This window comes from Rhizobium sp. P1_C7 (assembly GCF_056406295.1).
Genome location: NZ_JBFUAL010000001.1, coordinates 485,920 through 511,111, shown reverse-complemented (window position 1 = coordinate 511,111; position 25,192 = coordinate 485,920). Strand labels below are relative to the sequence as shown.

Below are 25,192 nucleotides of genomic sequence, written 5' to 3'. Positions count from 1 at the left end.
TCTCCTGCCTGGATGGATGCCGATGAAGCTTGCAAATTATATCAAAACCCGCCGACAGTCCTTGCTATTTGCCACGCGCACGAGCCCTATGAGACAACTTATTGCGGAGAATGAAGCTTTATGGCGCAGAAAATTGCAGACGGCATGGACCGAAAGATCCTGAAAGTCCTCATGACCGACGCCCGCGTCGCGAACAACGAGCTCGCCGAGCGCGTCGGACTATCGGCCTCGGCCTGTCTTCGCCGGCTGCGGCGGCTGGAAGAGGCTGATATCATTCAGGGATATACCGCCGTCATCGATCCGGCGATCGAAGGCTGGACGATGACAGCGCTCGCCTCCGTCCGTCTCAGCCGCCAGCACGAGGACGAGATCCAGATGTTTGAAAATGCGGTGCGCGAGTGGGACGAGGTTCTGGAGTGCCATTTGGTCACCGGGTCGCGCGACTACGTGCTGAAGGTGATGAGCGCCGGTCTCGATCAATACGAACGCTTCATCAAGGAGAAGATCGCCCGCCTCAAATGCGTCGATACGATCGAGACGAGCTTCGTGATGAATACAATCAAGGCGCGACGGGTTTAGTCCCGCTGGTCGCCGGCAACCAGACAGTTGGCCCGGCCTCCTTTCCATAGATTCTGCTGAAGACCGCCGAATTCTTTTTCCGTTACCGGTGGTTCCGTGCCTTCCCAATACCTAATTCCGAGATGCATCGATCCGGAGGAGCCTGTTCATGACCGATTTTCCCTATGGCACAGCACTCATCGTCGGGGCCGGCCCCGGCGTCAGTACTTCACTGGCCCGGCACCTCTCTGCGCGTGGCGTCAAGGTCGCGCTGGCGGCACGCGGCGTCGACAAGCTGAAGAGTGTGGCGAACGTGACGGGCGCGAAGGTATTTGCCGCCGACGCGGCGCAGCCGTTATCCGTCACCGCGCTGTTCGATGATGTCGCCGACGCCATCGGCGACCCCGAGGTCGTGATCTACAATGCCAGCGGCCGGGTCCGCGGCCCCTTGACCGAACTCGATCCCAGCGAGGTACAACAGGCAATTGCCGTCAGTGCGTTCGGCGGTTTTCTGGTAAGCCAGCAGGCAGCAAGACGCATGATTCCGCGCGGTCGGGGTGCGATCCTGTTTACCGGCGCCACGGCGAGTATCAAGGGATTTTCCCAGTCGGCAGCCTTCGCGATGGGCAAGTTCGCGCTTCGTGGCCTCGCCCAAAGCGCGGCCCGCGAGCTCGGACCGAAGGGCATTCACGTCGCGCACTTCGTCATCGACGGGGCAATCCGATCCGCCGTGCGACCGGAAAATCCGGACAAGCCTGATGGCATGCTCGATCCGGAGGCTATCGCGCAAAGCTACATCGGCGTCCTTCTGCAGCATCGAAGCGCCTGGTCGCACGAGATCGAGTTGCGGCCGTGGACGGAATCCTTCTGACAACTACATAGCATTCCTGCCTACGTGACCTTGCGACGCGCGCGGATTCGCTGCGGCATGTTTCGGTGCAGAAGCCTCCCGAGATTCATCAAAAATTAGAAAATTTGCACGCGGATTAACGGGTTGTTTACCACGTTTCGTGAATGGTGCTTGTTGAGCAATGGCGGCTTGCATTCTTTGGTTCAAGTCTCGCGTTTTATGGATGCCGCTAAGCCGTACAGGTTGAGGAAAGCCTAATTGATTACTTCCTCATAAACGGCGCTCTCTGGTTCGCACTCCGGTGCGGCGCTGACGGAAAAGCCCAAAGATCGACCCTGACGAGGGTTCGGAAAGTCGAAGCGAGCAAGAAGATGAACGGATCGCGATCAAATTCCCCACGGCATTCCGACAGAGCGTCGCTCGATGCGCTGAACCGCACGATCGAAGGGCTCGAGGCTCGAATCGAGGGCCTGATCGGCAATAGCGTCCGGGACCAGCGGCCACGCCCGGCCGCGCCCGAACACGAGACTTTGTCCGAAGCCTACGCCCCGCGAGCGCCTTACGCCGCCGAGCCCCGGCCTGATCCGCTGGCGGAAATCCGTCGACGCCAGCGCATGATCGATGCAGACCGCGAACGGCCGACCGTGCGCGAGCAAGCACCTTATGCGACGCGCGAGCGGACCGAGTATCCGCGGCAATCGGCACCTGTTCACACTCCCGCTCCCGAACGCCCTCTCCCCGCGCCACGCGCTGCGATGCCGCAGCCGGCAGCACCGGTCGCTGCCCACCGTGCGTCGGACGACACGATGACCGAAATCGCGCAGGCGCTCGTCAACCTGCGTCAGGATCTGAAGCGCGACATTTCCGAAGGCGTCACCCGCGAAATGAATGCGCTGCGCAGCGAGCTTCGCGAAATCACGACAAGTGCTGCGGGCGGGCATTTCGCCAGTGACATCCACGCGGACATGGGTCGGCTTGCGGAAAGCATCAATCAGCTCGCAGGCCGTTCGGATACTGCGGATGCCCACGGCCTGCGCGGCGAGTTCGAGGAACTGCGTTCGCTGATGGACGGGCTGGCGCGCGAGGATTCGCTGCGTCACATAGAAGACCGTTGGGACGGCTTTGAAACCCAGCTGCACGCGCTGGACACCGCCGGCCTGCAGGAAGAGCTGGTAGCACTTGCCTACCGTCTCGACGATATCAAGCGCCACATCGGCGGCATGGGCGAGAGCCCGGCTGTGCGCGCACTCGAAGACAAGCTGATCTCCATTGCGACGGCGATGGAGCAATTCGGCAGCATGATCCAGCCGCATGACCGGGCGATGTCCGAGCAGTTCGCCGCAGTTGACAGCCGTCTCGACGAGATCAGCCGGGCGATTGCCGCAACTGGCCGTGCAACTGCCAGCGGTGACACGGCCCTGATGCATCGTCTCGAAGGCCGGCTGAACGGCCTTGCGGAACAGATAGAATTGATGGGTCACAGCGTGGCTAACCGGGCGGCCCCCACCGACGATCTGGCCGACCGTCTGGAAGCACTGACGGCACGCGTCGAGGAGCTCGCCAATGTCGAGGCATCCTCTCGGCTCGACGAACGGCTCGAACATCTCTCACTCATGCTCGAGAAGGGCCAGAGGGCGGCACCGCAGCCGGAGCTGACCGGCGCGCTTGCCGATATCTCCCGCAAGATCGACGCGCTCGAAAGCGGCGCCGTCAACGACGTGCTCGCACAGCGCCTGGACTATCTTGCCCGCCGCATCGACGAGATGGAGTTCCAGCCGCTTCAGCCCCTCTCTGCGCCGATCGACGATGGGGCCTTTCTGCGGATCGAAGGCAGGCTCAGCGACATCGCCGCGCGCCTCGACGAGAGCGCTGCCGCACCCGCTAGCGATACTGAGGCACTGCGCAATCTCGAAGATCAGATCTCCCATCTTTCTGCGCTGATGAGCGAACCGCGGCCGGGTGCCGAAATTCCGGCCGATTTCGACCGCCGCATGGGCGCGATCGAAGACCATTTGGCGACAAGCGACGACTACATCGTCGAAGCGGCCCGCCAGGCAGCCGAGGCTGTGGTGGAAGCCTATGTACGCCACGGCAACATTCACGGCGGTGCTGCGTCCGCCGACATCTCCGCCCTCAATGCGCTTGCCGCCGATCTGCGCCACCTCGAGGATCTCAGCCGCAACAGCGAGGAGCGCACGCACAAGACCTTCCAGGCGCTGCACGAAACCCTCGTCCAGATCGCCGACAGGCTCGACGACATGGAGGGCCGCGGCGTCGGTCAGGCCCCACGTATGCCCGCAGCTGGTGTCGATTTCACTGTCGACCCCTATTCGCTGATCCCGGCAGGCGCCGAGGACGCGGACAAGCCGGCCGTATTCGGCACGCGGGGAGCGCCGACGATGCTCCACCACGACGTCGGCCACGATGCTCCGGCAATGGCCTCGATCGAGACTAGCGCGCTTGCCATCGAGGCGGCCACCAAACCTGCACCCGCTACCGCGCAGGCAAAGGGCAGCCTGCTCGTCAGCCTCGGCAAGCGCCTGCTGCCGAGCAAGAAAGCCAAGACGAGCGAACGCACGATCATCCATCCTGCACCGTCGATCGACCCGATCGATGTGATGCCGCCGGAAGCGGCCAACGAACCGCTGGAGCCTGGGTCCGGCGCGCCCGACGTCAAGAAGATCCTCGAGCGCGTGCGCGCAAGCCAGAATGCCGCCCGGAACAACCCCAAGCCCGCTAGCGACACGGACCGCGCCGACTATATTGCCGCTGCACGCCGGGCCGCACAAGCGGCGGCCATGGAAGTGGACGCGGGCGCAAACCAAAAAGGCGAGAAGAAAACCAAGACCAAGGATCCAGCGAAAGGGAGCGCCTTCTCCCGTTTCCGCCGCCCGATCCTGCTCGCGGTCGGCGCCGTGCTACTGGCGATCATGGCGTTCCCGCTTGCCCGCACCCTGACAAACGGCGCACCGGCTCCTTCCTTGGAAGTCGCGACGCTGGCCGACACAAGAAATCAGCAGCTCCCCACAGATAGCGAAACCGCGCCTGAGCCTCGCATGGCTCCTGCGCCGCTCGCCGCCGCGCCCGAAGCTCCCGCTGCCGACATGCAGGCACCGCCGGCCGCCGCTGCACCGCTACCGTCTCCGACGACCGAACCTGCCTCAGCCGAGCACCTGACCGCCACAGCGCCGCTGGGCGGTGACGATGCCATTCCGCTTGCCCCCGCCGGCGCGCCGCAGGATGCCTCCGGCTTCGTCTTAAAAGACAGTGCCCCGGCAACGGCCGCCGTGGCAGCGCCGCCGGCTGCATCGACGATCGCGGTTCCGGACGCCGTTCAGCCGAAGTCGCTTGCCGATGCGGCAAAGGGCGGCGATCCAGTGGCACTGTTTGAAATCGGCGCGCGCTACAGCGATGGCCGTGCCGGCCTGGCTGCAGACCCGAAGGAGGCGGCAACCTGGTACCAGCTCGCAGCCGACAAGGGCTTCGCGCCGGCCGAATACCGTGTCGGCAGCATCTATGAGAAGGGCACCGGCGTCCCGCGCGACATCAACAAGGCCAAGCAGTACTACGAGCAGGCAGCCATTCAAGGGAACGCCAGCGCCATGCACAACCTTGCCGTCCTGTACGCCTCCGGCGCGCTTGGCCAGCAGGACTACACGTCGGCGGCCAACTGGTTCACCAAGGCTGCCAACCTCGGCATCACCGACAGCCAGTTCAACCTGGCGATCCTTTGCGCCCGCGGCAACGGGGTGGTCCAGGACCTGACGGAATCCTACAAGTGGTTTGCGATCGCAGCCAAGGGTGGCGACAAGGACGCCTCCCAGAAGCGCGACGAAGTCGCAAACGCAATGAAGCCCGATCAGCTCGAGAAGGCACGCGCCAAGGCCGACCTCTGGAAGGTCGAGCCGATGGACAACAAGGCAAATGCGATCGATGTGCCCGACGAGTGGGCCGGTGTCGCCACAAAGACATCGACTGTCGACATGAAGCGGGCGATACGTAACATTCAGGCGATCCTGAACAACAGCGGCTTCGACGCCGGTCAGCCGGACGGCGAGATGGGCGCAAAGACGGTTGCCGCCATCAAGAGCTTCCAGAAGTCCATCGGGCAGGATCCCAGCGGCAAGATCAACGACGACACCGTGAAGGCGCTGCTCGCGCGCAACAAGGCACCGGCGACGAAAGCCTGATTGACGAGGACAATGCAAATGCCCGGCAGGAACACGTCTGCCGGGCATTTGCGTTGGCTGGTCTCCGGTCGCGTATAGGCGCTAGGCCGGCATCAACAGCGATCTGTGTGCGGCCACGCCGGCCATCACGCCGGCCGCCGATGCGAGCGTGGCATTTGCCATCGGCCTTGCCGCATCACCAGCCGCAAATATGCCCGCGACCGTCGTCCGAGCGGACGGTCGGCGACTTCATAGCCGTGGCAATAGGGACAATGCAGGACGGTCTTGCCCCAGCGCTCTTCGATTCCGGCGATGTTGGGCAATTCATCGCGAACACCTGTTGCAAGCACAATGCGCGCAGCAGGCATCTGCCGGCCGTCGGCAAGGCTGACACTGAATTGACCCTTCTCCCGGCCTGCCTGAACGGCCTCCCCGTGGATCTGAGTGACGGTTGGATAGGCAGCAAGCTGGCGCGACGCTTCATCGATGATTATCGCCGGCGCCTTTCCATCTTGGCCGAGAAAGCCGTGCGAGGTCCCCGCAAAGCGATTGCGCGGCTTGCGGCCGTCGACAACCAGAACCTTGCGACGCGCGCGCCAGCTGCATGGCCGCGGATTGGCCGGCAAAACTGCCGCCTATGACAATGACATCGTAAAACATGACGTGCTCCTGTTTTTGCATCTTCATATGTTACGGATAGCGACGCTCCGTCAATACACGTAACCCATCTTGTTACAGATGGCGTATCGGGCTAGCTTGATGGGGACACGGAGTAAGACTCGGATGAGACGCGACAGTCGCCTATCTCGCATGCTGCATGTGCTGATCCACATGGATCGCCATTACAAGCGCGCAACCTCGGACACGATTTCTAAAATGCTCGGCACGAACGCGGTCGTCGTTCGGCGCACCATGGCGGGCCTTAGGCAGCAGGGCTATGTTCGCTCCGAGCAGGGCCACGGCGGCGGCTGGGAGCTGGCGCGCGGCCTCGATGAAATAACTCTTCTCGACATTTATCGGGCCATCGGCGAGCCGCCGATCTTTGCCATCGGGCCGTCGGTCGATCAGCCCGACTGTCTTGTGGAACAGGCCGTCGATGCCAAGCTCGGGGACGCGTTGCGGGCGGCGGAGACACTCTTGCTCGAACGCTTTCGTTCGGTGACCGTAGCTGATATCGCCGCAGATTTCGACCATCGCCTTCCCGGACATCAATGTAGCGATCATGCGGAACCGTCCGCGCCAGCCGAAATTTAAACGCTTGAGCCGCTGCGACGGCACTTGATCCGCTGGCGAACCATCCTTTAAGCGTTGGTTACGCCGGGGAGGCGCTTCGCGTAGGGTAAGGACATTATCGCATGATGGAAATTTTCACGTCGGCCGGTTTGGTGGCGCTTTTGCAGGTCATTCTGATCGACCTGGTTCTGGCCGGCGACAATGCCGTGGTTATCGGCCTGGCGGCAGCGGGCCTCGCGCCCGATCAGCGGAAGAAAGCCATTCTGGTGGGCATTATTGCCGCCACCGTTCTACGCATCGCACTTGCAACCGTGACGGTGCAGCTTCTGGAGATCATCGGCCTGCTGCTCGCCGGTGGCATTCTGTTGCTCTGGGTCTGCTGGAAGATGTGGCGCGAGCTTCGCGCCGGCCAAGCCGCCGATGCCGAAGGCGCGAATGCGAACGGCTCCGCCGCGCCACGGAAGACCTTCGTGCAGGCGGCCACGCAGATCGTCGTGGCCGACGTGTCCATGTCTCTCGACAACGTCCTGGCCGTCGCAGGCGCTGCCCGCGAGCATCCGACCATTCTCGTCATCGGTCTCGTTCTTTCAATCGCCATGATGGGTATCGCAGCCAACTTCATCGCCCGACTGCTGAACCGCTACCACTGGATTGCCTATGTCGGTCTCGCGATCATCCTTTATGTCGCTCTGCACATGATCTATCGCGGGGCAATGGAAGTGTGGCCTCACGTGGCGCCAGTTGTCGCGGCAATGGGCTGAGAACGCTGAACGCCGGCCCCGCGGCATTCGCCGTCAGGGGCCGTTCACAAGCTTCAGGACGAGCCCACGGATATTCCCGCCGTCGCCCATTTCGGTTCGGTCGAAATCGCGGCCAAGCTGACGCTGCCTAGCGGACAGCTCGCCAAGGCGCTTCGTCAGATCCACTCTGATCTTGCGGCAGTCGGGATCGTCCGGCGCGGACAGGCCGACGCTCATAGCCTCGATCTGCCGCACCATGTCGACGATGGTCTCACCATGAACCTTCTCGTGGTTGCGGACGCCGTCGAGGAAGGCATCCCAACTGGCTTTTACCGACCCGGCCAGAGGAGCGGACGGCTTGGGCAGCGTGTAGAAGATGACGAGTTTCGGCTTGGCGGTGACAAGGACGCAGGTGTTGTTCTGCGGCTCGTATTTTCGGGTCCAGGTAAGCTTGAAGGTGGTGTGGGCAATGACGCGCGCCTGCCCGCCGACCAGCGGCCCGTTTTCGCCGATCGAGCGATAGAGCTCGGAGCCCGAGCTGCCGGCGATCGGATAGGTCCGCACCTCCTCGATTGCCTGCCACTGTGCAAGCGCAACGTCGGGCGCTGCCGCGACCGACAACCCCAGCACCAAAACCCGAACGCCTAACCTCACGCAACCCTCGCAAAACATCTCGTCGCCAGCCAATCTAGGCGGGGGACGGCCGGCTTTCAATGACGCAGGACCTCAGGGGGCTCGGCCGAGCACGTGTCCTTCAGTGAAACAACAGCGCTCACCGTCTCCGGATTGTCACAGGACCTGAAAAAAGCCCGATTATTCATAATCCATGGATGTTTAGAGGGCCACATGTCGCTGATCGAAAGCCTATGGCAATGATTTCGCCGTATCGTGCCCTATTCGAACGGGACGTGGGAACACGCCTGCCCGCCGGGCAGCTCGCAAATCGGGGTCGGCTGTGACAATCTATCTGCCTATCGCAGAATTGTCGGTGAATATTTTCATCATTCTCGGCATGGGTGCGGCCGTCGGCTTCCTGTCCGGGATGTTCGGGGTGGGCGGCGGCTTTCTGATCACCCCACTGCTGATATTCTACAACATTCCGCCCGTCGTTGCCGTCGCCACCGGCGCCAACCAGGTGGTTGCATCCTCGATCTCAGGCGCCATCACCCACTTCCGGCGCGGCACGCTCGACGTGAAACTCGGGTCTGTGCTGCTTGTCGGCGGCCTTTCAGGCGCCACAGTGGGGATCTGGATCTTTTCGCTGCTGCGACGCCTGGGTCAGCTCGACCTCTTCATTTCGCTGCTTTACGTCGTGTTCCTCGGCACCGTCGGCGGCCTGATGCTGCTCGAAAGCGTGAACGCGATGCGCCGCGCGTCAAGGAACGTCCCGCCGGCAGCGCGCAAGCCCGGCCATCACCACTGGGTGCACCGCCTGCCGCTGAAGATGCGGTTCAAGAAATCGAAGATCTTCCTCAGCGTCATTCCGATCGTCGCGCTCGGTTTCGGGATCGGCATCCTGACATCGGTCATGGGCGTCGGCGGCGGCTTCATCATGGTGCCGGCGATGATCTACCTCCTGCGCATTCCAACGAACGTCGTTGTCGGAACGTCGCTGTTCCAGATCATCTTCGTGACGGCCTATACGACGGTCGTACAGGCGGCCACCAACTTTTCGGTCGACATCGTGCTTGCCTTCATCCTCATGCTCGCCGGCGTGATCGGCGCCCAGTACGGCGTTCGCGTCGGGCAGAAGCTGCGCGGCGAGCAGCTGCGTGCGCTGCTCGGGCTTCTGGTTCTCGCAGTCGGCCTTCGCTTGGCCGTTGCGCTGGTGGTGACTCCCTCGGATATCTATTCCGTGGTCATGGGAGGCAACTGATGCGCGCCATCCTGCTCGCCCTGCTCCTTCCCCTCATGCTGCTTCCTGGTGCTGCCGGTGCACAGATGATGCTCCCCGGTCCGGCGTCGCAGACCACCGGCGAAGGACTCGAGATCGGCACGTCTACCAGCGAGATCGCGATCACCTCCGATTTCCATGGCGCGGATCTGACGGTCTTCGGCGCAGTGACCAATACCGACAGCCTGCTGCTCGCCATTGGGCAATATGACGTCATCGTTGTGCTGGAAGGACCGCGCGAGGATGCGACGGTGCGCAAGAAGGAACGCGTATTCGGGATCTGGATCAATACGCGATCGATGACCTTCGAGGCCGTGCCGCACTCCTATTCAATGTCAAGTTCGCGGATGCTCGACGATTTGACCACGCCTCTCGACCTCACCGATCAGGGGATCGGCATCGACCACATTCCGCTGACGCCTGTCGGCTTCGTCGGTAATGCCAGCAATCTCGGCGAATTCCGGGAGGCCTTCCGCAGACTGCAGGAAAGAGGCGGCCTCTACGACCGGGATCCGAGCGGCGTACGGTTCGTCAGCTCCAACCTCTTCAAGGCAAGCCTGCGGCTGCCGGCGAATATTCCGAACGGCGTCCATATCGTACGAGCCTATCTCTTCAAGAGCGGCACCTTCGTTACCGAGAAATCGGTGCCGCTGCGTGTCATCAAGACGGGGATCGAGCAGACGATCACCGATGCGGCGCATGAGCAGCCGATCGCCTATGGCATGTTTGCCGTGTTCCTGGCGCTCGTGACCGGCTGGGGCGCCAGCGTCGTCTTCCGCAAGGAATGATCAGGAGGATTTCTTGTTGCTGGCAACGACATCGAGATAGGCCTCGGTCATGCACCCGAGCACCGGTGACAAAGGCAGCACAGGCATTCAGGCTGCTCGATTCGTCCGTGACCCAGAAAAAGTGCGGTTATCCTGCGCTGCGAGCCAATCAGGGAGCGGCCTGACAGGGGGAACGCGGCACGCCGACAGCACCCTTCATACGGTCGGCCTGACTCTTGCCGCACTATATACACAAGTTCGCCTTTGTCTAAAAACCGGCCATTAAGATTTACGGTTTAGTCATCTCTCGGAAACGAGAGGTTTCTTGTAATGCGTATCCGTACTCTCCTCGTCCTTGGGCTTCTGGCGTTGGTTGCCGGCTGCGCCACGGCGCCCGGTCAGACCCGCAACATCTGCGCCGTCTTCGAGCAGCGCGACGGCGTGTTCACCAACTGGCAGCGTGCAGCCGAACGCACCGAGAAGAAATTCGGCGTTCCCGTGCCCATCCTGATGGCGACGATGTACACGGAGTCCGGCTTCCAGCCGAATGCGCGGCCGCCGCGCACCAAACTCTTCGGATTCATTCCCTGGACGCGGCAATCGACTGCCTATGGGTATTCGCAGGCGCTCGACGGCACCTGGGACCACTATCAGTCCGCGACTGGAAACTGGGCCGCGCGGCGCACCAACTTTTCAGACGCGATCGATTTCATCGGCTGGTATCATTACCAGAACGGTCAGATCACGGGCATTCAGCTGAATGACGCCTACAGCCTCTATCTCGCCTATTACTCCGGTCCGAAGGGCTATATGCGCGGCGACTGGCGCTCGAATGCGCAGTTGCAGAAAACGGCGCAAAAGTTCGCCAACATGGCGGCGTCCTATCAGCAGCAGTTGCAGAGCTGCAACTGAACCTAGCGGTTCCACAACGGTCGCTGGCGGCTTTGCTCGCCAGCTGGCTCTCGGTGGCTGATCGACCTGGAGAGATGCGCTTTGTGGCGCTTAGGCTGCCTGCGCGGGCTTGTCGAGCGGATGCTGCGAGCGGAAGCCCACGGCCAGCCGGTTCCAGATGTTGATGGTGCCAATCGCGACGGTAATCTTGGTGATCTCCTCTTCGCTGAAGTTGGCCTTGAGCGCCTCAAAGTCGGCATCCGGCGCACCGGTTTCCGCAATCTTCGTCACCGCGTCGACCCAACCGAGCAGAGCACGCTCGCGATCATCGTACACAGGCGATTCACGCCAAACGCACATCAGGTTGATCCATTGCTCGGAGAGGCCGTCGTGGCGGGCTTCCCTGACGTGCATGTCCACGCAGTAGGCGCAGCCATTGATCTGCGATGCGCGCAGCTTGATCAGGTGGATGAAGCGCCGATCAAGGCCGGAAGTCTGGACGAATTCTTCCAGTGCGGCCACGGCCTTGTAGGATGCGGGCGATGCCTTTGCGAAGTTGAAACGCTGTTGCATGGGTAGTCTCCTGTTGTTGTGGCTCAGCGAGCCGTTCTGCGTTCGTGAATATCCAGGAAGGCGCAGCTTCGTGCTGCGATCGTCCCGTCGTCGATCGTTGCGAGTTCGGCGCCAACATCGGCAATGGTGGTTTTTGCAAGTTCGGCGCGATAGACGCGCTCGGCCCTATGCATGGCGGACGCGATATTGCAGGGCTTGGCGAAGAAGCGGTCCGGCGCGGGGTTCGGCCCCCGCTGCCGGATTTCGTTGCAGCGAAACGCCGGTGCCGGCCCTTCGACGGCGAGCACGATGTCGAGCAGCGTGATCTCATCCGGCGTCCTTGCCAGCCGATAGCCCCCCTTGGGACCTGGCACTGTGGCGAGAATGCCGGCACCCGAAAGCGCCTGCAGGTGTTTTAGCAGATAGCTCGTGGACACGCCGTGAAACTCGGCCAGTGCCGCTGCAGAGAGCACGCCACCCTCGGAAAGACCCGACAGCATCGCAACGCTATGAATGGCCTGTTCGACACCGTCGCCAAATCTCATGGAACCGTCTCCTCAATTCGTGGATAAAATTTATCCACGATAGGCGACCTTGTCAAGCCTATTCCTCTTCTGGCGGTGGCTGACCCGGTTCGATCGCCTTATATTACGCATTCGAAGGATCTCCGCGGGGTTGTGATGCGGGATGGATTCGCTAAAGTCGCGGCGCAATGCGAAAACAAATTCCAAAAAGGGAACAGCAATGAAAAAGACAGTTTTCCTCGCAGCGGCTACGCTGCTTGCCACGACGCACCTGGCGTCGGCCGAGGACGCCATCCGTATTGCCACAGAGGGTGCTTATCCTCCCTTCAACTATGTTGAATCGGACGGGAGCCTGAAGGGGCTAGACGTCGACATGGCCAACGCTCTCTGCAAGGAGATGAAGGCGAAATGCACGATCGTGGCACAGGATTGGGACGGCATCATCCCGGGCCTGCTCGCCAAGAAATACGACGCGATCATCGCCTCGATGAGCATCACCGAAGAGCGCAAGAAGCAGATCGACTTCACCAACAAGTATTACACGACCCCGCTCGCGGTTGCGGTCCCCAAGGACAGCGCGCTCAAGGGCGTCAGCGTAGACGACATGAAGGGCAAGGTCGTCGGCGCCCAGGCGTCCACCACGCAGGCCGACTACCTCAACGACGTCTACGCCAAGGGCGGTGCGGAAGCCAAGATGTACCCGACACAGGACGAAGCTGTCGCCGATCTGCAGAACGGCAGAATGGACGCGCTGATCTCCGACAAGTTCGTGGTCGTAGACTGGCTGAACAAGGCCGGCAAGGATTGCTGCAAGCTGCTCGGCGATGTTCCGGGTACGGAAACCCAGGCCGGCATCGGCCTGCGCCAGGGCGAACCGGAACTCAAGGAACGCTTCAACAAGGCGATCGACGCGCTGGTGGCCAACGGCACCTACCAGGAGATCACCAAGAAGTATTTCCCCTTCGATATCTATTGACCGACCCATCTCGTATCGTGCGGAGGAGCAATGCCTCCGCACCTTTGACCATTAAGCTCTCCCATGAAAACAGACATTCTCGTTCTCGGCGCCGGTATCGTCGGCGTCAGTGCCGCCCTTCATCTGCAGGATCGCGGCCGTTCGGTGGTGGTGGCCGATCGGGGCGCGCCGGGCGGCGGCACCAGCTTCGGCAATGCCGGGCTGATCGAGCGCTCTTCGGTCATTCCCTATGCGTTTCCGCGCCAACTCGGCGCATTGCTGAAATATGCGATGAACCGCTCGTCGGATGTCCGCTACAACCCGGCCTATCTGCCGCGCATCGCCCCGTGGCTTGCAAGGTACTGGTGGCACTCTTCACCCGCCAATCTGCAGAAGGCGACCCGTGCCCTGCTGCCGCTGGTCGAGGCAAGCGTTTCCGAACATGACAAGCTGATCGAGCGTGCGGGCGCGTCTCACCTCATTCGTTCGCGCGGGTGGGTCTCGTTCTACAAGGATGAACGCCGCTTCGCGGCCGCGTGTGCAGAAGCGGCGGGTCTGTCTGGCTTCGGCCTTTCGATGCGCGTTCTCTCCGGACAGGAATTCGCGGCTCTCGAGCCTGCCTTCGCTACCGGCACCGTGAAGATCACCGGTGGCATCCATTGGCTCGATCCGAAGACCGTCTCCGATCCGCAGGCGCTTACCAAGGCCTATGCCGACCTTTTCGTCCGCGGCGGAGGCACGGTGCTCAACGCCGACGCAAGTGGACTGCGCCAAGAGAGCAACGGCTGGTCGCTCAAGACGCGGACAGGCGAAACGATCCATGCCCGCGAGGTCGTTGTCGCGCTCGGTCCGCAGTCCGGCTTGATTTTCCGCAAGTTCGGCTACCCGCTGCCGCTGGCGATCAAGCGCGGCTACCACCGCCATTACGCACAGGACGACGGCCAGCCTCTCTCCCATTCCGTCGTGGATGAAGAAGCCGGCTACGTGCTGGCCCCGATGGCTCGGGGTGTCCGGCTGACAACGGGCATTGAATTCGCCGATCCCAAGGCGCCTGCCAACATGATCCAGATCCGCCGCGACGAGGATTATGCGCGCCGGTTGTTCCCGCTCGGCGAGCCGGTCGAGCAGACGCCGTGGCTCGGCCTTCGACCCTGTCTGCCCGACATGCGGCCGGTGATCGGCCGGGCCCCGCGCCATCGCGGCCTGTGGTTCAACTTCGGCCATGCGCATCACGGACTGACACTCGGCCCCGCCTGCGGCCGACTGCTGTCCGAACAGATGTGCGGCGGCATGCCCTTTGCCGATCCTGTGCCTTTCCACCCGCAGCGCTTCCTGTAGAACCGACCCATCTCATCGGCGGAACGTCGGCGGGCCATCGCGATGCGAGGGCTCACGCCCTTGGCGGCGCGACGGCCGCAATTCGGTCTTGACCATCGCATCGCCGAACTCCGGCGAGAGCGGGCCCGACCAGCAGCCGGAACAAGATCGGTCCGTAGATCATGTCGAGCAGCGCCTCCATATCAAGCGGCGGGACGATCTCTCCTCGGGCAAGCGCCTCCCGATACCGTCGGAGGCTCTCCGGTTGATCCCTTCGGTCATCGCTGGATGCGTCGCAGACCATCGAACATGAATGCCGAGGCCGTTGAAAGGCTGGAGGAAGTCGAAAGAGCCTTCAACGCGGCGATCGTTTCCAACGATCCCGCCCGGGTCCCGGCCTTCATCCGGAGGACTGGGTGGTGGTGACGCCGGAGCGTGGTCCGATCCCTGCACAGCCATTCTCGCGGCGATCGGATCCGGTGGCCTTGGCCACGATACGATGACCACAACGACGCATCACGTGCATCTGCTCGGCGAGGTCGCCACTATTGACGGTCGCGGGCAGTACACCGGTATGTTCCGTGGCTCCGGGCCCGAGCGACCACACCATTGGCGCGTGGCGGATGGACTGACTTATTGGCCAGCGCCCGCCCCGGGCTTCAAATTCCTCGCATTTGCGCTAGATTCACTCGCGTGAGCCAGATCGATTCCGCCACCAGCGCAGAAACCCTCCCCCCGCCTTTCCTGCGCTGGTTTGCGGCCAAGGGCTGGAGCCCGCGTGCGCATCAGGTGGAGTTGCTCGGCCGCGCCCGAGCAGGCGAAAGCACACTCCTGATCGCCCCCACTGGCGCCGGCAAGACGCTGGCCGGCTTCCTGCCCTCGCTGATCGATCTTACCCGCCGCGGCAAGATCCCTCCGGGTTCGGCATTTACAGGTATCCACACGCTCTACGTCTCGCCGCTGAAGGCGCTCGCTGTCGATATCGAGCGCAACCTGATGAAGCCTGTCGAGGAGATGGGCCTGCCAGTGACCGTGGAGAACCGGACCGGCGATACGCCGACTGCAAAGCGCCAACGGCAAAAGCTGAACCCACCCGACATTCTGCTGACGACGCCCGAGCAGGTGGCGCTACTGCTCGCCAACCGCGAGGCGGAGCGCTTCTTCAAGGACCTGAGATATATCGTCCTCGACGAGTTGCATTCGCTGGTCACCTCCAAACGCGGCCATATGCTGTCACTAGGGCTGGCACGCCTGCGCCGTCTTGCTCCCAACCTTCAGACCATCGGCCTTTCCGCGACCGTAGCCGAGCCGATGGATCTGCAGAAATGGCTGGTGGCGCAGAAGGAGGAAGAAGAGCATCATGCCGGCCTCGTCATCGTCGATGGCGGCGCCAAGCCCGAGATCTCCATCCTGTCGACCGAGGAGCGCATCCCGTGGTCCGGGCATTCGGCCAAATATGCTATCCCAGATGTCTACAGGCAGCTGACCGAACACCAGACGACGCTGCTCTTCGTCAATACGCGAAGCCAGGCGGAAATGCTGTTCCAGGAACTCTGGACCGTCAACGAGGAAAACCTGCCGATCGCGCTCCATCACGGCTCGCTCGATGTCGCCCAGCGCCGCAAGGTCGAGGCTGCGATGGCCGCCAATCGCCTGCGCGCCGTCGTCGCCACTTCGACGCTCGACCTTGGCATCGACTGGGGCGACGTCGACCTCGTCATCCATGTGGGCGCGCCGAAGGGCGCCTCCCGCCTTGCCCAGCGCATCGGTCGCGCCAATCACCGCATGGACGAGCCTTCGAAGGCCATCCTTGTTCCCGCCAATCGCTTCGAGGTGATGGAATGCCAGGCAGCACTCGACGCGAACTACATCGGCGCGCAGGATACGCCGCCTGTCGGCAGAGGGGCACTCGATGTCCTCGCGCAGCATGTGCTCGGCATGGCCTGCGCCGAGCCCTTCGACATGCTCGAGCTTTACGACGAGGTCATCAGCGCTTCGCCCTATTCGGATCTCGATTGGGAGACCTTCGAGCGGATCGTCGATTTCGTCGCCACCGGGGGCTATGCACTGCGCACTTACGAACGATACGCGCGTATCCGCAAGACCAAGGAGGGACGCTGGCGCGTCTCCAATCCGCAGGTCGCACAGCAATACCGTCTGAATCTCGGGACCATCGTCGAAAGTCCGATGCTGAACATCCGCATGGTCAAGCGCGGCGAGGCCGGCAGGATCGGCAGGGGCGGCGCAACGCTCGGCAAGGTCGAAGAGTATTTCCTCGAGCAGCTTTCTCCCGGCGATACATTTATTTTCTCAGGCAAGGTGCTCCGTTTCGAAGGCATCCGCGAGAGCGAATGCCTCGTCAGCCAGGCCTATTCGCTGGATCCGAAAATTCCCTCCTACGCCGGCGGCAAGTTTCCGCTCTCCACCTATCTTGCCGATCAGGTGCGCTTGATGTTGGCCGATCCCGACCGCTGGCATCACCTGCCGGATCAGGTGCGCGACTGGCTTGCGATCCAGAAAGAGAAGTCGATGCTGCCGAAGCGCGACGAGTTGCTGATCGAGACCTTTCCGCGCGGCAGCCGCTGTTACATGGTGGCCTATCCCTTCGAGGGGCGCCTTGCCCACCAGACGCTGGGCATGCTTCTCACCCGCCGGCTGGAGCGGGCCGGGACCAAGCCGCTCGGCTTCGTCGCCACCGACTACTCGCTCGGCATCTGGGGCTTCGAAGACATGGGCGTGATGATTCGCAACGGCCGCCTCGGCCTTGCCGATCTGTTCGACGAGGACATGCTCGGCGACGATCTGGAAGCCTGGCTCGACGAATCCTTCCTGCTGAAGCGTACCTTCCGCAATTGTGCCGTGATTGCAGGCTTGATCGAGCGACGTCATCCGGGGAAAGAAAAGAGCGGACGGCAGGTCACGGCATCGGCAGACCTGATCTACGACGTGCTTAGAACCCACGAGCCAGACCATATTCTGCTGCAGGCGACGCGGCAGGATGCGGCAAGCGGCCTTTTGGACATTGGCCGGCTTGGGGATATGCTGAGACGAATCAAGGGGCACATCACCCACCGCGCGCTCGATCATATATCGCCGCTCGCCGTGCCGGTGATGCTGGAGATCGGCAAGGAGCCCGTTCACGGCGAGGCTCATGACGCCGTTCTGGCCGAAGCCGCAGACGATCTGATTGCCGAAGCGCTCAGATAGGATTGGATTAGAGAAATTGATGAACCGCCTGGCGCTTGCGCGTGAATTGAACGGAGTGGCCGCGATGCCCGGCGTTGAAACGTCTGTCCACGGGGTCGCGGCCGCCTGCGATCCGCTTGGCTCGCTCTATCTGCCCGACGCCGGCATCCTCGTCGTGTCCGATCTGCACCTCGAGAAAGGTGCCGCTTTCGCCCGGCGCGGCATGATGCTGCCGCCTTACGATACGCTCGCGACGCTGACCGTTCTGTCAGCTGTTATCTCCCGCTATAATCCGAAACTGGTGGTCTCGCTGGGCGACAATTTCCACGACCGCATCGGCTCGGCGCATCTGCCAGAGACATTTCGGACGCTGATATCGGACATGGCGCGTGGCCGCGAATGGATCTGGATCAACGGTAACCACGATCCTGACGGAACGGTGAACCTGCCGGGCTCATCTGTCGACGAAATGTGCTATGGCGGCCTGACCTTCTGCCACGCGCCCAAGAGCGGTCTGCAGACCGGCGAGATCGCCGGTCACCTGCATCCGTCCGCCACCGTCCGCCGCCGCGAAAAATCCGTCCGTCGCCCGTGTTTCGCGACCGATGGCGCCCGCATGCTGATGCCCGCCTTCGGCGTCATGAGCGGCGGCCTCGATCTTCGCCACAAGGCGATGAAGGGACTTTTCGACCACGCGTCGTTGATCGCGCACCTTCTCGGCCGCGACCGGATCTATTCGGTCAGGTTCGGGAACTTGGCGAGCTCACGCCCGCCTGCTCTCAAAGAGCGACGTAGCGATCGGCCCTGTGATTGATCGCCAGGAAGAGGTTCAGCACAATCGCGCCGAGAACCGAGTAGAAGACCACCGGGGGCGTGGTGACGAAGAAGGCTGCGGCGAGAACGCAGAGATCGATCGCCATCTGCACGAGACCGGCGCGAATGCCGAAGCGCTCCTGCATGTAGATACCGAGAATGCCGACGCCGCCAAGGCTGGCGCGGTGGCGGTAGAGCGCAAGCAGCCCAAAGCCGAGCAGCAGTCCGCCGAGAAGTGCCGCCCAGGCCGGGTGAATGGTGGCGATGTTCATGACCTTCGGCTGCAGGCTGGTGAGCAGCGACGTCAGGCCGATGGCTATGAACGTCTTCACCGTGAAAGAGATGCCGAGGCGCCTCCACGACAGGTAGAAGAACGGCAGGTTGAGCAGGAAGAAGGCAAGACCGAAGTTCACGCCGAACGCATAATGCAGGAGAAAGGCGACGCCCGCCGTGCTGCCGGTGAGCAGCCCGGCGCTTGCCAGCACATAAAATCCGAGTGCGGCGACGAGGCTGCCGGAAAAAATGCCCTGCACATCCTCGATGGGGGTGTGGCGGGTCGCGCTTGTATTCCAGAAACCAAGCGCATTGATGAGCTGTGTCATGTCGCCAATCTCCAACGGCAGGCAAGTTACAGTACGCGCGGACCAACCCGAGCGGGAGGCAATGTGAATTATGAATGATGCCGGGCTTGCTTTGCGCTCTCGCGAGCGCCAACTTCCATTCGGCAGAAGGATTATCAGGCGCTTTCGCGTCCTTTCAAGCGAAATACGTAAGCAATGCTGACCTATTATATCTTCGCAAGAATTGTTCGCTCATGCCGCCTTGCGGGCAAGGAACAGAATGCCTGATATCACATCGGCGCCATCTTTGCGAATGGCCGTCCGTGTCATCTCCAAGACCTCGAGGCCGTGACGGGAGCAAAGCCCGCGGACGTAGAGTTCGGAGTGCGCATAGCGCAGGGATGGCGCGAGGTGGAAGTCCTCCCGCTCGCCTGCATCCTCTACCGAAAAGGCAAAATCGGCCTCGGGAACAGACAAGGCGACAACGGCGTCGAAAACGCTTTCCAGATTGCCGAGGTACATCAGCACATCGGCTGCCGTGACCAGATCGGCGCGGTGCTCGGCCCCCTCCGCGAAGAGGCCGGTCGCCTTCGGCGCGAGCGACAGGTCGGCCTGCGCGAGGTGATCATAGACGTGCTTTTCGCCCGCCTTGGCCAGCATGTTCTGCGACAGGTCGAAGCCTTCGAGGCAATCCACGCGATCGCGGATTTCGGGTCCGAGCAGGCCGGTGCCGCAGCCGAGATCGACGCCGCACCGGTAGCGGCGGCCCGTCGACGCAACAAGGCTCGCCAGTTTCCGGGGCACGCTATAATCGAGCTTTTCGACCAGCGACGTTTCGAAACGATCGGCATAGTCGTCGAAGAGGCGCTCGACATAGCTGCTCGGCGGCTGGTCGGGGGTCGCGATATCGCCGAGAAGCGCGAGCTTTAGCTCGGCGCCAAAAATGTCGTCCGGCCCGAGATCGAGCGTCCGTCGGTAGGCCTCGATGGCCCCTGCCGTGTTGCCGGCCTTCTCCCGATAGGTGGCCATGCGGTACCAGCCGGCGGCCCATGCGGGCGCAAGTTCCAGCGCCTGCTCCATCAGCTCGGCCGCCGCGTTGCTCTCGCCGCCTTCGTCTAGCATTTTAGCATAATCGGCGCGGCGGTCGGCGATAACATCGCCTGATGTGAGCTGGTTGGGCTGCATGATGGGGACCTCTTGGGACGGCCTGCATTTGGCGACGGCCACAAAAAAACTCAAGTCCTATTTCAGAGGCAGAGGCGCCAGCTCTGAAAAAGGCTTGCGAGCAATGATTCGCGCCCGTATTTCAGGGATAAACAGGAGATGGCGCATGTCCGAACAGGTGAACAAGTTTCTGGGCGACTCGCTCGGCCGTACATTGATCAAGCTTTTGGTCGTGTCGCTGATCGTCGGGTTCATCATGGCCATCTTCGGCTGGGCGCCGCTCGACTTCGTCTTTGGCGTCCGCAATTTCGTTCTGGAAGTCTGGCATCGCGGCTTCTCCGCGCTCGGCCGCGTCGGCGACTATCTTTTACTCGGCGCTACCGTCGTCATTCCGATCTTCCTCCTCATCCGTCTCTTCAGCTATCGGCGGTAACATGACCTCATTCGACTTTTCCCGCCGCGGCATTCTGCGGCTCTCCGGTCTTGCTCTGGCGGCGGGCGTCGCCAGCTGCGCGACCGCGCCCAAGCAGTCCTCTATCCCCTCCAACGGCGACGACCAGACTGCAGCGGCCCTGCCGCTCGTCAACCAGCTTCGCGCCAAGAACGGTCTGCCACCGCTTTCCGTCGATCCGGCGGCAACGACTGCAGCCCTATTCCAGGCCAAGCGCATGGCGTCCGCCGGCAAGATGAAGCATGTGATGGGGATTGCCGACGGCTTCGGCCCACGCGTCAAGGCGAGCGGCGTACAGCTGCCGGCTGCCGAGAACATTGCTGCCGGCCAGCAGTCGGTTCCAGCAGTGGTGACGGCCTGGATCAACTCGCCCCACCACCTCGAGAACATGCTGGGCCGTTATACCGGCCTCGGCGTCGCCGTGGCGCATAATCCTGACTCCAAAAACGTGCCGTACTGGGCAATGGTGCTTTCCAACTGAGGCGATTCTGCCTCTCTTTTTCCGAGGCAGAGATGGACGTCCGGGGCAGCGAAAACAGACTTGCATTCGATGTAACGCACCGCCTGGTGCTCTCGATCGCCATTCCCATGACGCTGGGATTCATAACGACGCCGTTGCTTGGTCTCGTGGGCACTGGCGTCGTCGGGCATATGGGCGAGCCCGATGCGCTGGCGGGGCTGGCGATCGGCGCCATGCTCTTCGATCTCATCCTCGGCAGCTTCAATTTCCTGCGCGCCTCGACGACAGGGCTGACCGCACAGGCCTATGGACGACACGACCATCGCGCCCAGCAGAGCGTCTTTTGGCGGGCGCTGATATCGGCGCTTGGTTGCGGCCTGGCACTTCTCTGTCTTTCGCCGCTGCTATTGGCGGCGGGTCTCAAGCTGATGGGGCCGGAAGCGGCCGTTGCCGAGGCGACCACCACCTATTTCTCGATCCGCATGCTCGCCGGGCCGGCAGCGCTTGCCAACTACGCCATCCTCGGCTTCGTGCTCGGCCGCGGTCAGGGCACAATCGGCCTGCTGCTGCAAACGATCATCAATGGCATCAACATCGTGCTTGCGATCTTCCTCGGTCTCTGGTTAGACCGGGGCGTCGCCGGCGTCGCGTGGGGCACGATGGTGGGCGAGACCGCCGGCGCATTGGTGGGGTTGGTCATCGTCCTGCACGGCTTCGACCGGGCCCACCGGCCGAAGCGTGCGGAGATCCTGTCCCGCCACCAGCTGGCCGAACTCTTCGCGCTCAACCGCGATATCCTGATCCGCACCTTCGTGCTGCTGGGCGCCTTCACGCTGATGACACGGATCGGCACCAGCTTCGGCGCGGTTACCCTGGCAGCCAATGCCGTGCTGATGAACTTCTTCCTGCTTTCGGGTTATTACCTCGACGGGCTCGCCAATGCCGCCGAGCAGATTACGGGGCGGGCGATCGGCGCACGCTACCGGCCGGCCTTCGACCGAGGACTGAAATTGACGATACTCTGGTCGTTCGGGCTCGCCGGCGTCATCTCGGTATTCTTCCTGCTGGCCGGCCCCTGGCTGATTTCAGTGTTGACCACATCGCCCGAGGTGCGGCAGGCGGCGGAGACCTACCTCCCTTGGGCGGCCATCACCGGTCTGACCGGCGCGCTCGCCTTCCTGATGGTCGGCGTCTTCATCGGCGCGACCTGGTCGACCGACATGCGCAACCGCATGCTCATGTCGTTTGCCGGTTACCTCGCGGCGCTTGTCGTCTGTGTGCCGTTTTTCGGCAATCACGGCCTATGGCTGGCGATGAACGGCTTTCTGCTCTTCCGCGGCTTCTTCCTGGCGGTGCTGGTGAAGCCGCGCGCCGATCAGACGTTCCGCGCTGCCCAGTAATCCGCCCGGCTGTCGCGCAAGTCGCGAATGGAAGCGACCTTCTCGCGGTCAAGCAACTTCGACAGGCCCCGGACGATCTCGCCCGGCAGGCCCGGACCTTCATAGACCATGCAGGAATAGAGCTGGACGAGGTCAGCCCCCGCCTTGATCTTCTCCAGCGCCGTTTCCGCCGAGGATACCCCGCCGACGCCGATGATCGGCAATGCCGGGCCGACGCGTTTGCGGATTCTCGCCAGTACTGCCGTCGACTTTTCGAAGAGCGGCCTGCCGGAGAGACCGCCCGCTTCCCTTGCCTGTCGCTGGTCCTTCAGACCCTCACGGGAAAGCGTGGTGTTGGAGACAATCAAGCCGTCCAGAGCATGTGAAAGCGCCTCGGCGGCGATATCGTCCATCCCCTCCTCCGTAAGATCGGGGGCGATCTTCAGGAAGACCGGGATTTTCCTGCCCGACCTTGCGGCTTCCTCGTCGCGGGCTGCTAGAACAGCTGACAGAAGAGCCGACAGACTTTCGCGTGCCTGCAGATCGCGCAGGCCAGGCGTGTTCGGCGACGAGATGTTGGCCGTGAAATAACGCGCCACGGAATAGAAGCGGCGAATACCCTTCACATAGTCGTCGATGCGGTCTTCGCTGTCCTTGTTGGCGCCGATGTTGACGCCGACGATGCCGCTGACGCGACCACCGGAGAGGCGCGCAAAAGCCGCGTCATGGCCCTCGTTATTGAAGCCGAGGCGATTGATGACGCCTTCGTCCTCGACTAGGCGAAAGATGCGCGGCCGGGGATTTCCCGATTGCGGCTTCGGCGTCACCGTGCCGATTTCGGTAAAGCCGAAACCGATCTTCAACAGCGCCTGCGGCACCTCGGCATTCTTGTCGTAACCGGCAGCCATGCCAAGCGGATTGACGAAGTCGAGACCGGCAACGCTCTGACGCAGGCGCGGATCGGATTGGACGCCGCAGGCAGGCACGAGGCCGGACTTCAGCGCCGCGATCGACATGCCGTGAGCTGTCTCGGGATCGAAGAGGAAGAGGCCCTTGCGGGCGGCACTCTTGAAAAGATCGATCATGGCTGAAGTTCCGGAAAGATATGTTGGCCTGCGCCATCCAACGGCAGCGGCTTTTCCCAAAGCACGGCTGACAACGGCAGGTCCGCGTAAAGGTGCGGGAAGAGATCGCCGCCACGAGAGGGTTCGAAGACGAGCTTGTCGCCAAGCTTTGCAGCATCGACCGCAACCAGAAGCAGTCCTGCCTGGCCCGTAAAGTGAAGAGAGGCGGTCTGCCTGACCTGGGCCGCCGTCGAGAAGTGAACGAAGCCGTCCTTCAGATCGATGGGAGCGCCTCGAAACAGGCCAGCCTGTCTGGCATCCTGCCAGAGCGTTTCCGTCACGATCTTGTAAAGCGTGGGTGTCAGGGTCATGATGGCCTCATGAATTCGGGTCTTTCCCGGGCTTTGCCGCAAAGAGAGGACGATGTCCACGCCCTGACGCGAAAAATACGCTGGCCATCGCTATTTCCGGAGGAACCAATGAAGACGATCGCAATCGGCGTTCTCGCCATTTTCCTGCCGCTTGCCGCGCATGCCGCGGAACAGGATGCCTCCCGCTTCCAGCTCGAGCGCAGCGGCGATCATTTCGTGCGGCTCGACCGACAGACCGGCGCCATGTCGCTTTGCGAGGAGAAAGAGGGCTCGCTCGTCTGCCGGATGGCCGCGGACGAACGCGCCGCCTATGAAGACGAACTCGACCGGCTATCGGCCAGGGTGACGGCGCTTGAGAACAAGAGCATCGTCAACAAGGCGCTGCCGTCAGACGCCGAAATCGACCGCTCGATCGGCATCATGGAGCGCTGGATGCGGAGCTTCATGGGGATAGTCAAGGAATTCCAGAGCGAAGACCAGCGTAACGCCCTTCCTCAAAAGACATGATTTGTTATACTCTCTGCGAGACGGAGGCATGCCTTGCGGAAGTTCGCGGTGCGTGAGGAGGTGATCGAGCTCTTGGGAGGGGGTTTTCGATGCATGAACAGACAATCATTATTGCCGACGATCATCCGCTGTTTCGCGACGCGCTGTGCCAAGCCGTCGTCGGCATGGACGGCCACCAGGAAATCGTCGAGGCGGGCGACTTCGCCGCCGCGCGGAAGGCCGCAGGCGACCACCCGGAGGCGGACTTGATGCTGCTTGATCTCGCCATGCCTGGGGTCAGCGGCTTTTCCGGACTGATGGCCTTGCGGTCCGAGTTCATCGGCCTGCCGATCGTCATCGTTTCCGCCAGCGATGACACGACGACAATCCGCCGCGCCTTGGAGCTTGGCGCCTCCGGCTTCATCTCGAAGTCCTCCGGCATCGACGACATCCGCCGTGGCATCCAAACCGTGCTCGCCGGCGATATTGCCACGCCTGAGAATTATCGCGACGGCCAGGAGCAGGATCCCGACGTCGCCAGGCTTATCCATCGACTGCATACCCTGACCCCGCAGCAGAGCCGGGTTCTAACGATGCTCGCCGAGGGGCTGCTCAACAAACAGATCGCCTATGAACTCAGCGTATCGGAGGCGACCATCAAGGCACATGTTTCCGCCATCCTGCTGAAGCTCGATGTCGACAGCCGTACGCAGGCAGTGATCCAGCTCGGCAAGATCAACATGGCACTGGTTGCGTGAACCTGATGAAAAGGATTTTATTCCTCTCCTCTCTTTACTCCTGCGTCGCC

The 25,192-nt window shown here is 62.2% G+C and carries 24 protein-coding genes and 2 pseudogenes; 17 read left to right on the top strand and 9 right to left on the bottom strand.

All coding sequences use genetic code 11. From position 1 onward, the window contains the following. Nucleotides 1-120 precede the first annotated feature (120 nt). From AC1D2R_RS02570 to AC1D2R_RS02560, 3 genes are all read left to right on the top strand, one after another. Nucleotides 121-579 carry an Lrp/AsnC family transcriptional regulator gene (locus AC1D2R_RS02570; RefSeq protein WP_477964430.1) on the top strand — a complete coding sequence of 153 codons (459 nt, stop codon included), beginning with the start codon at nt 121-123 and terminating at the stop codon, nt 577-579. A gap of 148 nt (nt 580-727) precedes the next feature. After that, nucleotides 728-1,429, top strand: coding sequence for an SDR family NAD(P)-dependent oxidoreductase (locus tag AC1D2R_RS02565; protein WP_477964428.1), 702 nt, complete (start codon nt 728-730; stop codon nt 1,427-1,429). Between the two features lie 350 nt (nt 1,430-1,779). Next, on the top strand, nt 1,780-5,598 hold the full coding sequence (locus AC1D2R_RS02560; protein ID WP_477964426.1) for a peptidoglycan-binding protein: 3,819 nt from the start codon (nt 1,780-1,782) through the stop codon (nt 5,596-5,598). A 206-nt stretch (nt 5,599-5,804) separates the two neighbouring features. On the opposite strand, the pseudogene AC1D2R_RS02555 reads toward AC1D2R_RS02560, so the two are convergent. Continuing rightward, nucleotides 5,805-6,237, bottom strand: a pseudogene (locus AC1D2R_RS02555) (FAD-dependent oxidoreductase); the annotation flags it as partial. Nucleotides 6,238-6,360: 123 nt separating this feature from the next. On the opposite strand from AC1D2R_RS02555, the gene AC1D2R_RS02550 reads away from it, so the two are divergent. Next, the gene (locus AC1D2R_RS02550) at nt 6,361-6,831 is read left to right on the top strand and encodes an Rrf2 family transcriptional regulator (RefSeq protein WP_477964424.1); all 471 of its coding nucleotides are present in this window, start codon (nt 6,361-6,363) and stop codon (nt 6,829-6,831) included. A gap of 104 nt (nt 6,832-6,935) precedes the next feature. Then, nucleotides 6,936-7,571 carry a TerC family protein gene (locus tag AC1D2R_RS02545; RefSeq protein ID WP_477964641.1) on the top strand — a complete coding sequence of 212 codons (636 nt, stop codon included), beginning with the start codon at nt 6,936-6,938 and terminating at the stop codon, nt 7,569-7,571. Nucleotides 7,572-7,604: 33 nt separating this feature from the next. Here the strand turns inward: AC1D2R_RS02545 and AC1D2R_RS02540 are convergent, their stop codons facing one another. Continuing rightward, complete coding sequence (locus tag AC1D2R_RS02540; RefSeq protein ID WP_477964422.1) at nt 7,605-8,204, bottom strand: DUF922 domain-containing Zn-dependent protease; 600 nt, start codon at nt 8,202-8,204, stop codon at nt 7,605-7,607. 301 nt (nt 8,205-8,505) lie between these two features. Here AC1D2R_RS02540 and AC1D2R_RS02535 point away from each other — a divergent pair, with 301 nt between their 5' ends. The 3 genes from AC1D2R_RS02535 (at nt 8,506) to AC1D2R_RS02525 (ending at nt 11,123) form a co-directional block, all read left to right on the top strand. Continuing rightward, complete coding sequence (locus AC1D2R_RS02535; RefSeq protein WP_477964420.1) at nt 8,506-9,426, top strand: sulfite exporter TauE/SafE family protein; 921 nt, start codon at nt 8,506-8,508, stop codon at nt 9,424-9,426. Next, nucleotides 9,426-10,232: a TIGR02186 family protein gene (locus AC1D2R_RS02530; RefSeq protein WP_477964418.1), complete on the top strand. Its 807-nt coding sequence runs from the start codon at nt 9,426-9,428 to the stop codon at nt 10,230-10,232. The genes AC1D2R_RS02535 and AC1D2R_RS02530 overlap by 1 nt, the downstream gene beginning before the upstream one ends. A 309-nt stretch (nt 10,233-10,541) precedes the next feature. After that, nucleotides 10,542-11,123, top strand: coding sequence for a transglycosylase SLT domain-containing protein (locus AC1D2R_RS02525; RefSeq protein WP_477964416.1), 582 nt, complete (start codon nt 10,542-10,544; stop codon nt 11,121-11,123). Nucleotides 11,124-11,213: 90 nt separating this feature from the next. On the opposite strand, the gene AC1D2R_RS02520 is transcribed toward AC1D2R_RS02525, so the two are convergent. Both AC1D2R_RS02520 and AC1D2R_RS02515 read right to left on the bottom strand, forming a co-directional pair. Continuing rightward, the gene (locus AC1D2R_RS02520) at nt 11,214-11,675 is read right to left on the bottom strand and encodes a carboxymuconolactone decarboxylase family protein (RefSeq protein WP_477964414.1); all 462 of its coding nucleotides are present in this window, start codon (nt 11,673-11,675) and stop codon (nt 11,214-11,216) included. 23 nt (nt 11,676-11,698) lie between these two features. Continuing rightward, entirely contained in the window at nt 11,699-12,199 is a 501-nt protein-coding gene (locus AC1D2R_RS02515) for an RrF2 family transcriptional regulator (RefSeq protein ID WP_477964412.1), read from the bottom strand. Nucleotides 12,200-12,398: 199 nt separating this feature from the next. Here AC1D2R_RS02515 and AC1D2R_RS02510 point away from each other — a divergent pair, with 199 nt between their 5' ends. Both AC1D2R_RS02510 and AC1D2R_RS02505 read left to right on the top strand, forming a co-directional pair. After that, complete coding sequence (locus AC1D2R_RS02510; protein WP_477964410.1) at nt 12,399-13,154, top strand: ABC transporter substrate-binding protein; 756 nt, start codon at nt 12,399-12,401, stop codon at nt 13,152-13,154. Nucleotides 13,155-13,217: 63 nt separating this feature from the next. Further along, on the top strand, nt 13,218-14,471 hold the full coding sequence (locus AC1D2R_RS02505) for an NAD(P)/FAD-dependent oxidoreductase (RefSeq protein ID WP_477964408.1): 1,254 nt from the start codon (nt 13,218-13,220) through the stop codon (nt 14,469-14,471). 12 nt (nt 14,472-14,483) lie between these two features. Here the strand turns inward: AC1D2R_RS02505 and AC1D2R_RS02500 are convergent. Beyond that, a pseudogene (locus tag AC1D2R_RS02500) lies at nt 14,484-14,691 on the bottom strand (TetR-like C-terminal domain-containing protein); the annotation flags it as partial. A 452-nt stretch (nt 14,692-15,143) separates the two neighbouring features. Here AC1D2R_RS02500 and AC1D2R_RS02495 point away from each other — a divergent pair. Both AC1D2R_RS02495 and pdeM read left to right on the top strand, forming a co-directional pair. Beyond that, on the top strand, nt 15,144-17,657 hold the full coding sequence (locus tag AC1D2R_RS02495; protein WP_477964406.1) for a ligase-associated DNA damage response DEXH box helicase: 2,514 nt from the start codon (nt 15,144-15,146) through the stop codon (nt 17,655-17,657). 19 nt (nt 17,658-17,676) lie between these two features. Then, complete coding sequence (pdeM, locus tag AC1D2R_RS02490) at nt 17,677-18,450, top strand: ligase-associated DNA damage response endonuclease PdeM (protein WP_477964404.1); 774 nt, start codon at nt 17,677-17,679, stop codon at nt 18,448-18,450. Here pdeM and AC1D2R_RS02485 read toward each other — a convergent pair. Together AC1D2R_RS02485 and AC1D2R_RS02480 are read right to left on the bottom strand one after the other, a co-directional pair. Further along, the gene (locus tag AC1D2R_RS02485; RefSeq protein WP_477964402.1) at nt 18,416-19,051 is read right to left on the bottom strand and encodes a YitT family protein; all 636 of its coding nucleotides are present in this window, start codon (nt 19,049-19,051) and stop codon (nt 18,416-18,418) included. The genes pdeM and AC1D2R_RS02485 overlap by 35 nt on opposite strands. Before the next feature lie 210 nt (nt 19,052-19,261). Continuing rightward, the gene (locus AC1D2R_RS02480; protein ID WP_477964400.1) at nt 19,262-20,194 is read right to left on the bottom strand and encodes a class I SAM-dependent methyltransferase; all 933 of its coding nucleotides are present in this window, start codon (nt 20,192-20,194) and stop codon (nt 19,262-19,264) included. A 145-nt stretch (nt 20,195-20,339) separates the two neighbouring features. Here AC1D2R_RS02480 and AC1D2R_RS02475 point away from each other — a divergent pair, with 145 nt between their 5' ends. Genes AC1D2R_RS02475 through AC1D2R_RS02465 form a run of 3 tightly spaced genes read left to right on the top strand, consistent with a single transcriptional unit; the run spans nt 20,340 to nt 22,484 of the window. Next, on the top strand, nt 20,340-20,606 hold the full coding sequence (locus tag AC1D2R_RS02475; protein WP_477964398.1) for a DUF6460 domain-containing protein: 267 nt from the start codon (nt 20,340-20,342) through the stop codon (nt 20,604-20,606). A gap of 1 nt (nt 20,607) precedes the next feature. Beyond that, the gene (locus AC1D2R_RS02470) at nt 20,608-21,105 is read left to right on the top strand and encodes a CAP domain-containing protein (RefSeq protein WP_477964396.1); all 498 of its coding nucleotides are present in this window, start codon (nt 20,608-20,610) and stop codon (nt 21,103-21,105) included. A gap of 32 nt (nt 21,106-21,137) precedes the next feature. Next, nucleotides 21,138-22,484: an MATE family efflux transporter gene (locus AC1D2R_RS02465; protein WP_477964394.1), complete on the top strand. Its 1,347-nt coding sequence runs from the start codon at nt 21,138-21,140 to the stop codon at nt 22,482-22,484. Here AC1D2R_RS02465 and AC1D2R_RS02460 read toward each other — a convergent pair. Next, entirely contained in the window at nt 22,460-23,548 is a 1,089-nt protein-coding gene (locus AC1D2R_RS02460) for a quinone-dependent dihydroorotate dehydrogenase (RefSeq protein ID WP_477964392.1), read from the bottom strand. The two genes, AC1D2R_RS02465 and AC1D2R_RS02460, sit on opposite strands and share 25 nt — an antisense overlap. Then, a complete protein-coding gene (locus AC1D2R_RS02455; protein WP_477964390.1) occupies nt 23,545-23,898 on the bottom strand; it encodes a DUF952 domain-containing protein in 354 nt (117 codons plus the stop codon). Before AC1D2R_RS02455 ends, AC1D2R_RS02460 begins: the two co-directional genes overlap by 4 nt. Before the next feature lie 108 nt (nt 23,899-24,006). Between AC1D2R_RS02455 and AC1D2R_RS02450 the strand changes: the two genes are divergently transcribed. Both AC1D2R_RS02450 and AC1D2R_RS02445 read left to right on the top strand, forming a co-directional pair. Beyond that, a complete protein-coding gene (locus AC1D2R_RS02450; RefSeq protein WP_477964388.1) occupies nt 24,007-24,405 on the top strand; it encodes a hypothetical protein in 399 nt (132 codons plus the stop codon). Nucleotides 24,406-24,494: 89 nt separating this feature from the next. Next, the gene (locus AC1D2R_RS02445) at nt 24,495-25,142 is read left to right on the top strand and encodes a response regulator (protein WP_477964386.1); all 648 of its coding nucleotides are present in this window, start codon (nt 24,495-24,497) and stop codon (nt 25,140-25,142) included. Nucleotides 25,143-25,192 lie beyond the last annotated feature (50 nt).

What these genes read in the sequence shown, in the direction of transcription:
- AC1D2R_RS02510 (WP_477964410.1), top strand. Translation starts at nt 12,399, where the DNA reads ATGAAAAAGACAGTTTTCCTCGCAGCGGCTACGCTGCTTGCCACGACG.
- AC1D2R_RS02470 (WP_477964396.1), top strand. Translation starts at nt 20,608, where the DNA reads ATGACCTCATTCGACTTTTCCCGCCGCGGCATTCTGCGGCTCTCCGGT.
- AC1D2R_RS02530 (WP_477964418.1), top strand. Translation starts at nt 9,426, where the DNA reads ATGCGCGCCATCCTGCTCGCCCTGCTCCTTCCCCTCATGCTGCTTCCT.
- AC1D2R_RS02515 (WP_477964412.1), bottom strand. Translation starts at nt 12,199, where the DNA reads ATGAGATTTGGCGACGGTGTCGAACAGGCCATTCATAGCGTTGCGATG.
- AC1D2R_RS02525 (WP_477964416.1), top strand. Translation starts at nt 10,542, where the DNA reads ATGCGTATCCGTACTCTCCTCGTCCTTGGGCTTCTGGCGTTGGTTGCC.
- AC1D2R_RS02545 (WP_477964641.1), top strand. Translation starts at nt 6,936, where the DNA reads ATGGAAATTTTCACGTCGGCCGGTTTGGTGGCGCTTTTGCAGGTCATT.
- AC1D2R_RS02520 (WP_477964414.1), bottom strand. Translation starts at nt 11,675, where the DNA reads ATGCAACAGCGTTTCAACTTCGCAAAGGCATCGCCCGCATCCTACAAG.
- AC1D2R_RS02505 (WP_477964408.1), top strand. Translation starts at nt 13,218, where the DNA reads ATGAAAACAGACATTCTCGTTCTCGGCGCCGGTATCGTCGGCGTCAGT.
- AC1D2R_RS02570 (WP_477964430.1), top strand. Translation starts at nt 121, where the DNA reads ATGGCGCAGAAAATTGCAGACGGCATGGACCGAAAGATCCTGAAAGTC.
- AC1D2R_RS02560 (WP_477964426.1), top strand. Translation starts at nt 1,780, where the DNA reads ATGAACGGATCGCGATCAAATTCCCCACGGCATTCCGACAGAGCGTCG.
- AC1D2R_RS02455 (WP_477964390.1), bottom strand. Translation starts at nt 23,898, where the DNA reads ATGACCCTGACACCCACGCTTTACAAGATCGTGACGGAAACGCTCTGG.
- AC1D2R_RS02460 (WP_477964392.1), bottom strand. Translation starts at nt 23,548, where the DNA reads ATGATCGATCTTTTCAAGAGTGCCGCCCGCAAGGGCCTCTTCCTCTTC.
- AC1D2R_RS02485 (WP_477964402.1), bottom strand. Translation starts at nt 19,051, where the DNA reads ATGACACAGCTCATCAATGCGCTTGGTTTCTGGAATACAAGCGCGACC.
- AC1D2R_RS02465 (WP_477964394.1), top strand. Translation starts at nt 21,138, where the DNA reads ATGGACGTCCGGGGCAGCGAAAACAGACTTGCATTCGATGTAACGCAC.
- AC1D2R_RS02450 (WP_477964388.1), top strand. Translation starts at nt 24,007, where the DNA reads ATGAAGACGATCGCAATCGGCGTTCTCGCCATTTTCCTGCCGCTTGCC.
- AC1D2R_RS02565 (WP_477964428.1), top strand. Translation starts at nt 728, where the DNA reads ATGACCGATTTTCCCTATGGCACAGCACTCATCGTCGGGGCCGGCCCC.
- pdeM (WP_477964404.1), top strand. Translation starts at nt 17,677, where the DNA reads ATGAACCGCCTGGCGCTTGCGCGTGAATTGAACGGAGTGGCCGCGATG.
- AC1D2R_RS02480 (WP_477964400.1), bottom strand. Translation starts at nt 20,194, where the DNA reads ATGCAGCCCAACCAGCTCACATCAGGCGATGTTATCGCCGACCGCCGC.
- AC1D2R_RS02475 (WP_477964398.1), top strand. Translation starts at nt 20,340, where the DNA reads ATGTCCGAACAGGTGAACAAGTTTCTGGGCGACTCGCTCGGCCGTACA.
- AC1D2R_RS02550 (WP_477964424.1), top strand. Translation starts at nt 6,361, where the DNA reads ATGAGACGCGACAGTCGCCTATCTCGCATGCTGCATGTGCTGATCCAC.
- AC1D2R_RS02445 (WP_477964386.1), top strand. Translation starts at nt 24,495, where the DNA reads ATGCATGAACAGACAATCATTATTGCCGACGATCATCCGCTGTTTCGC.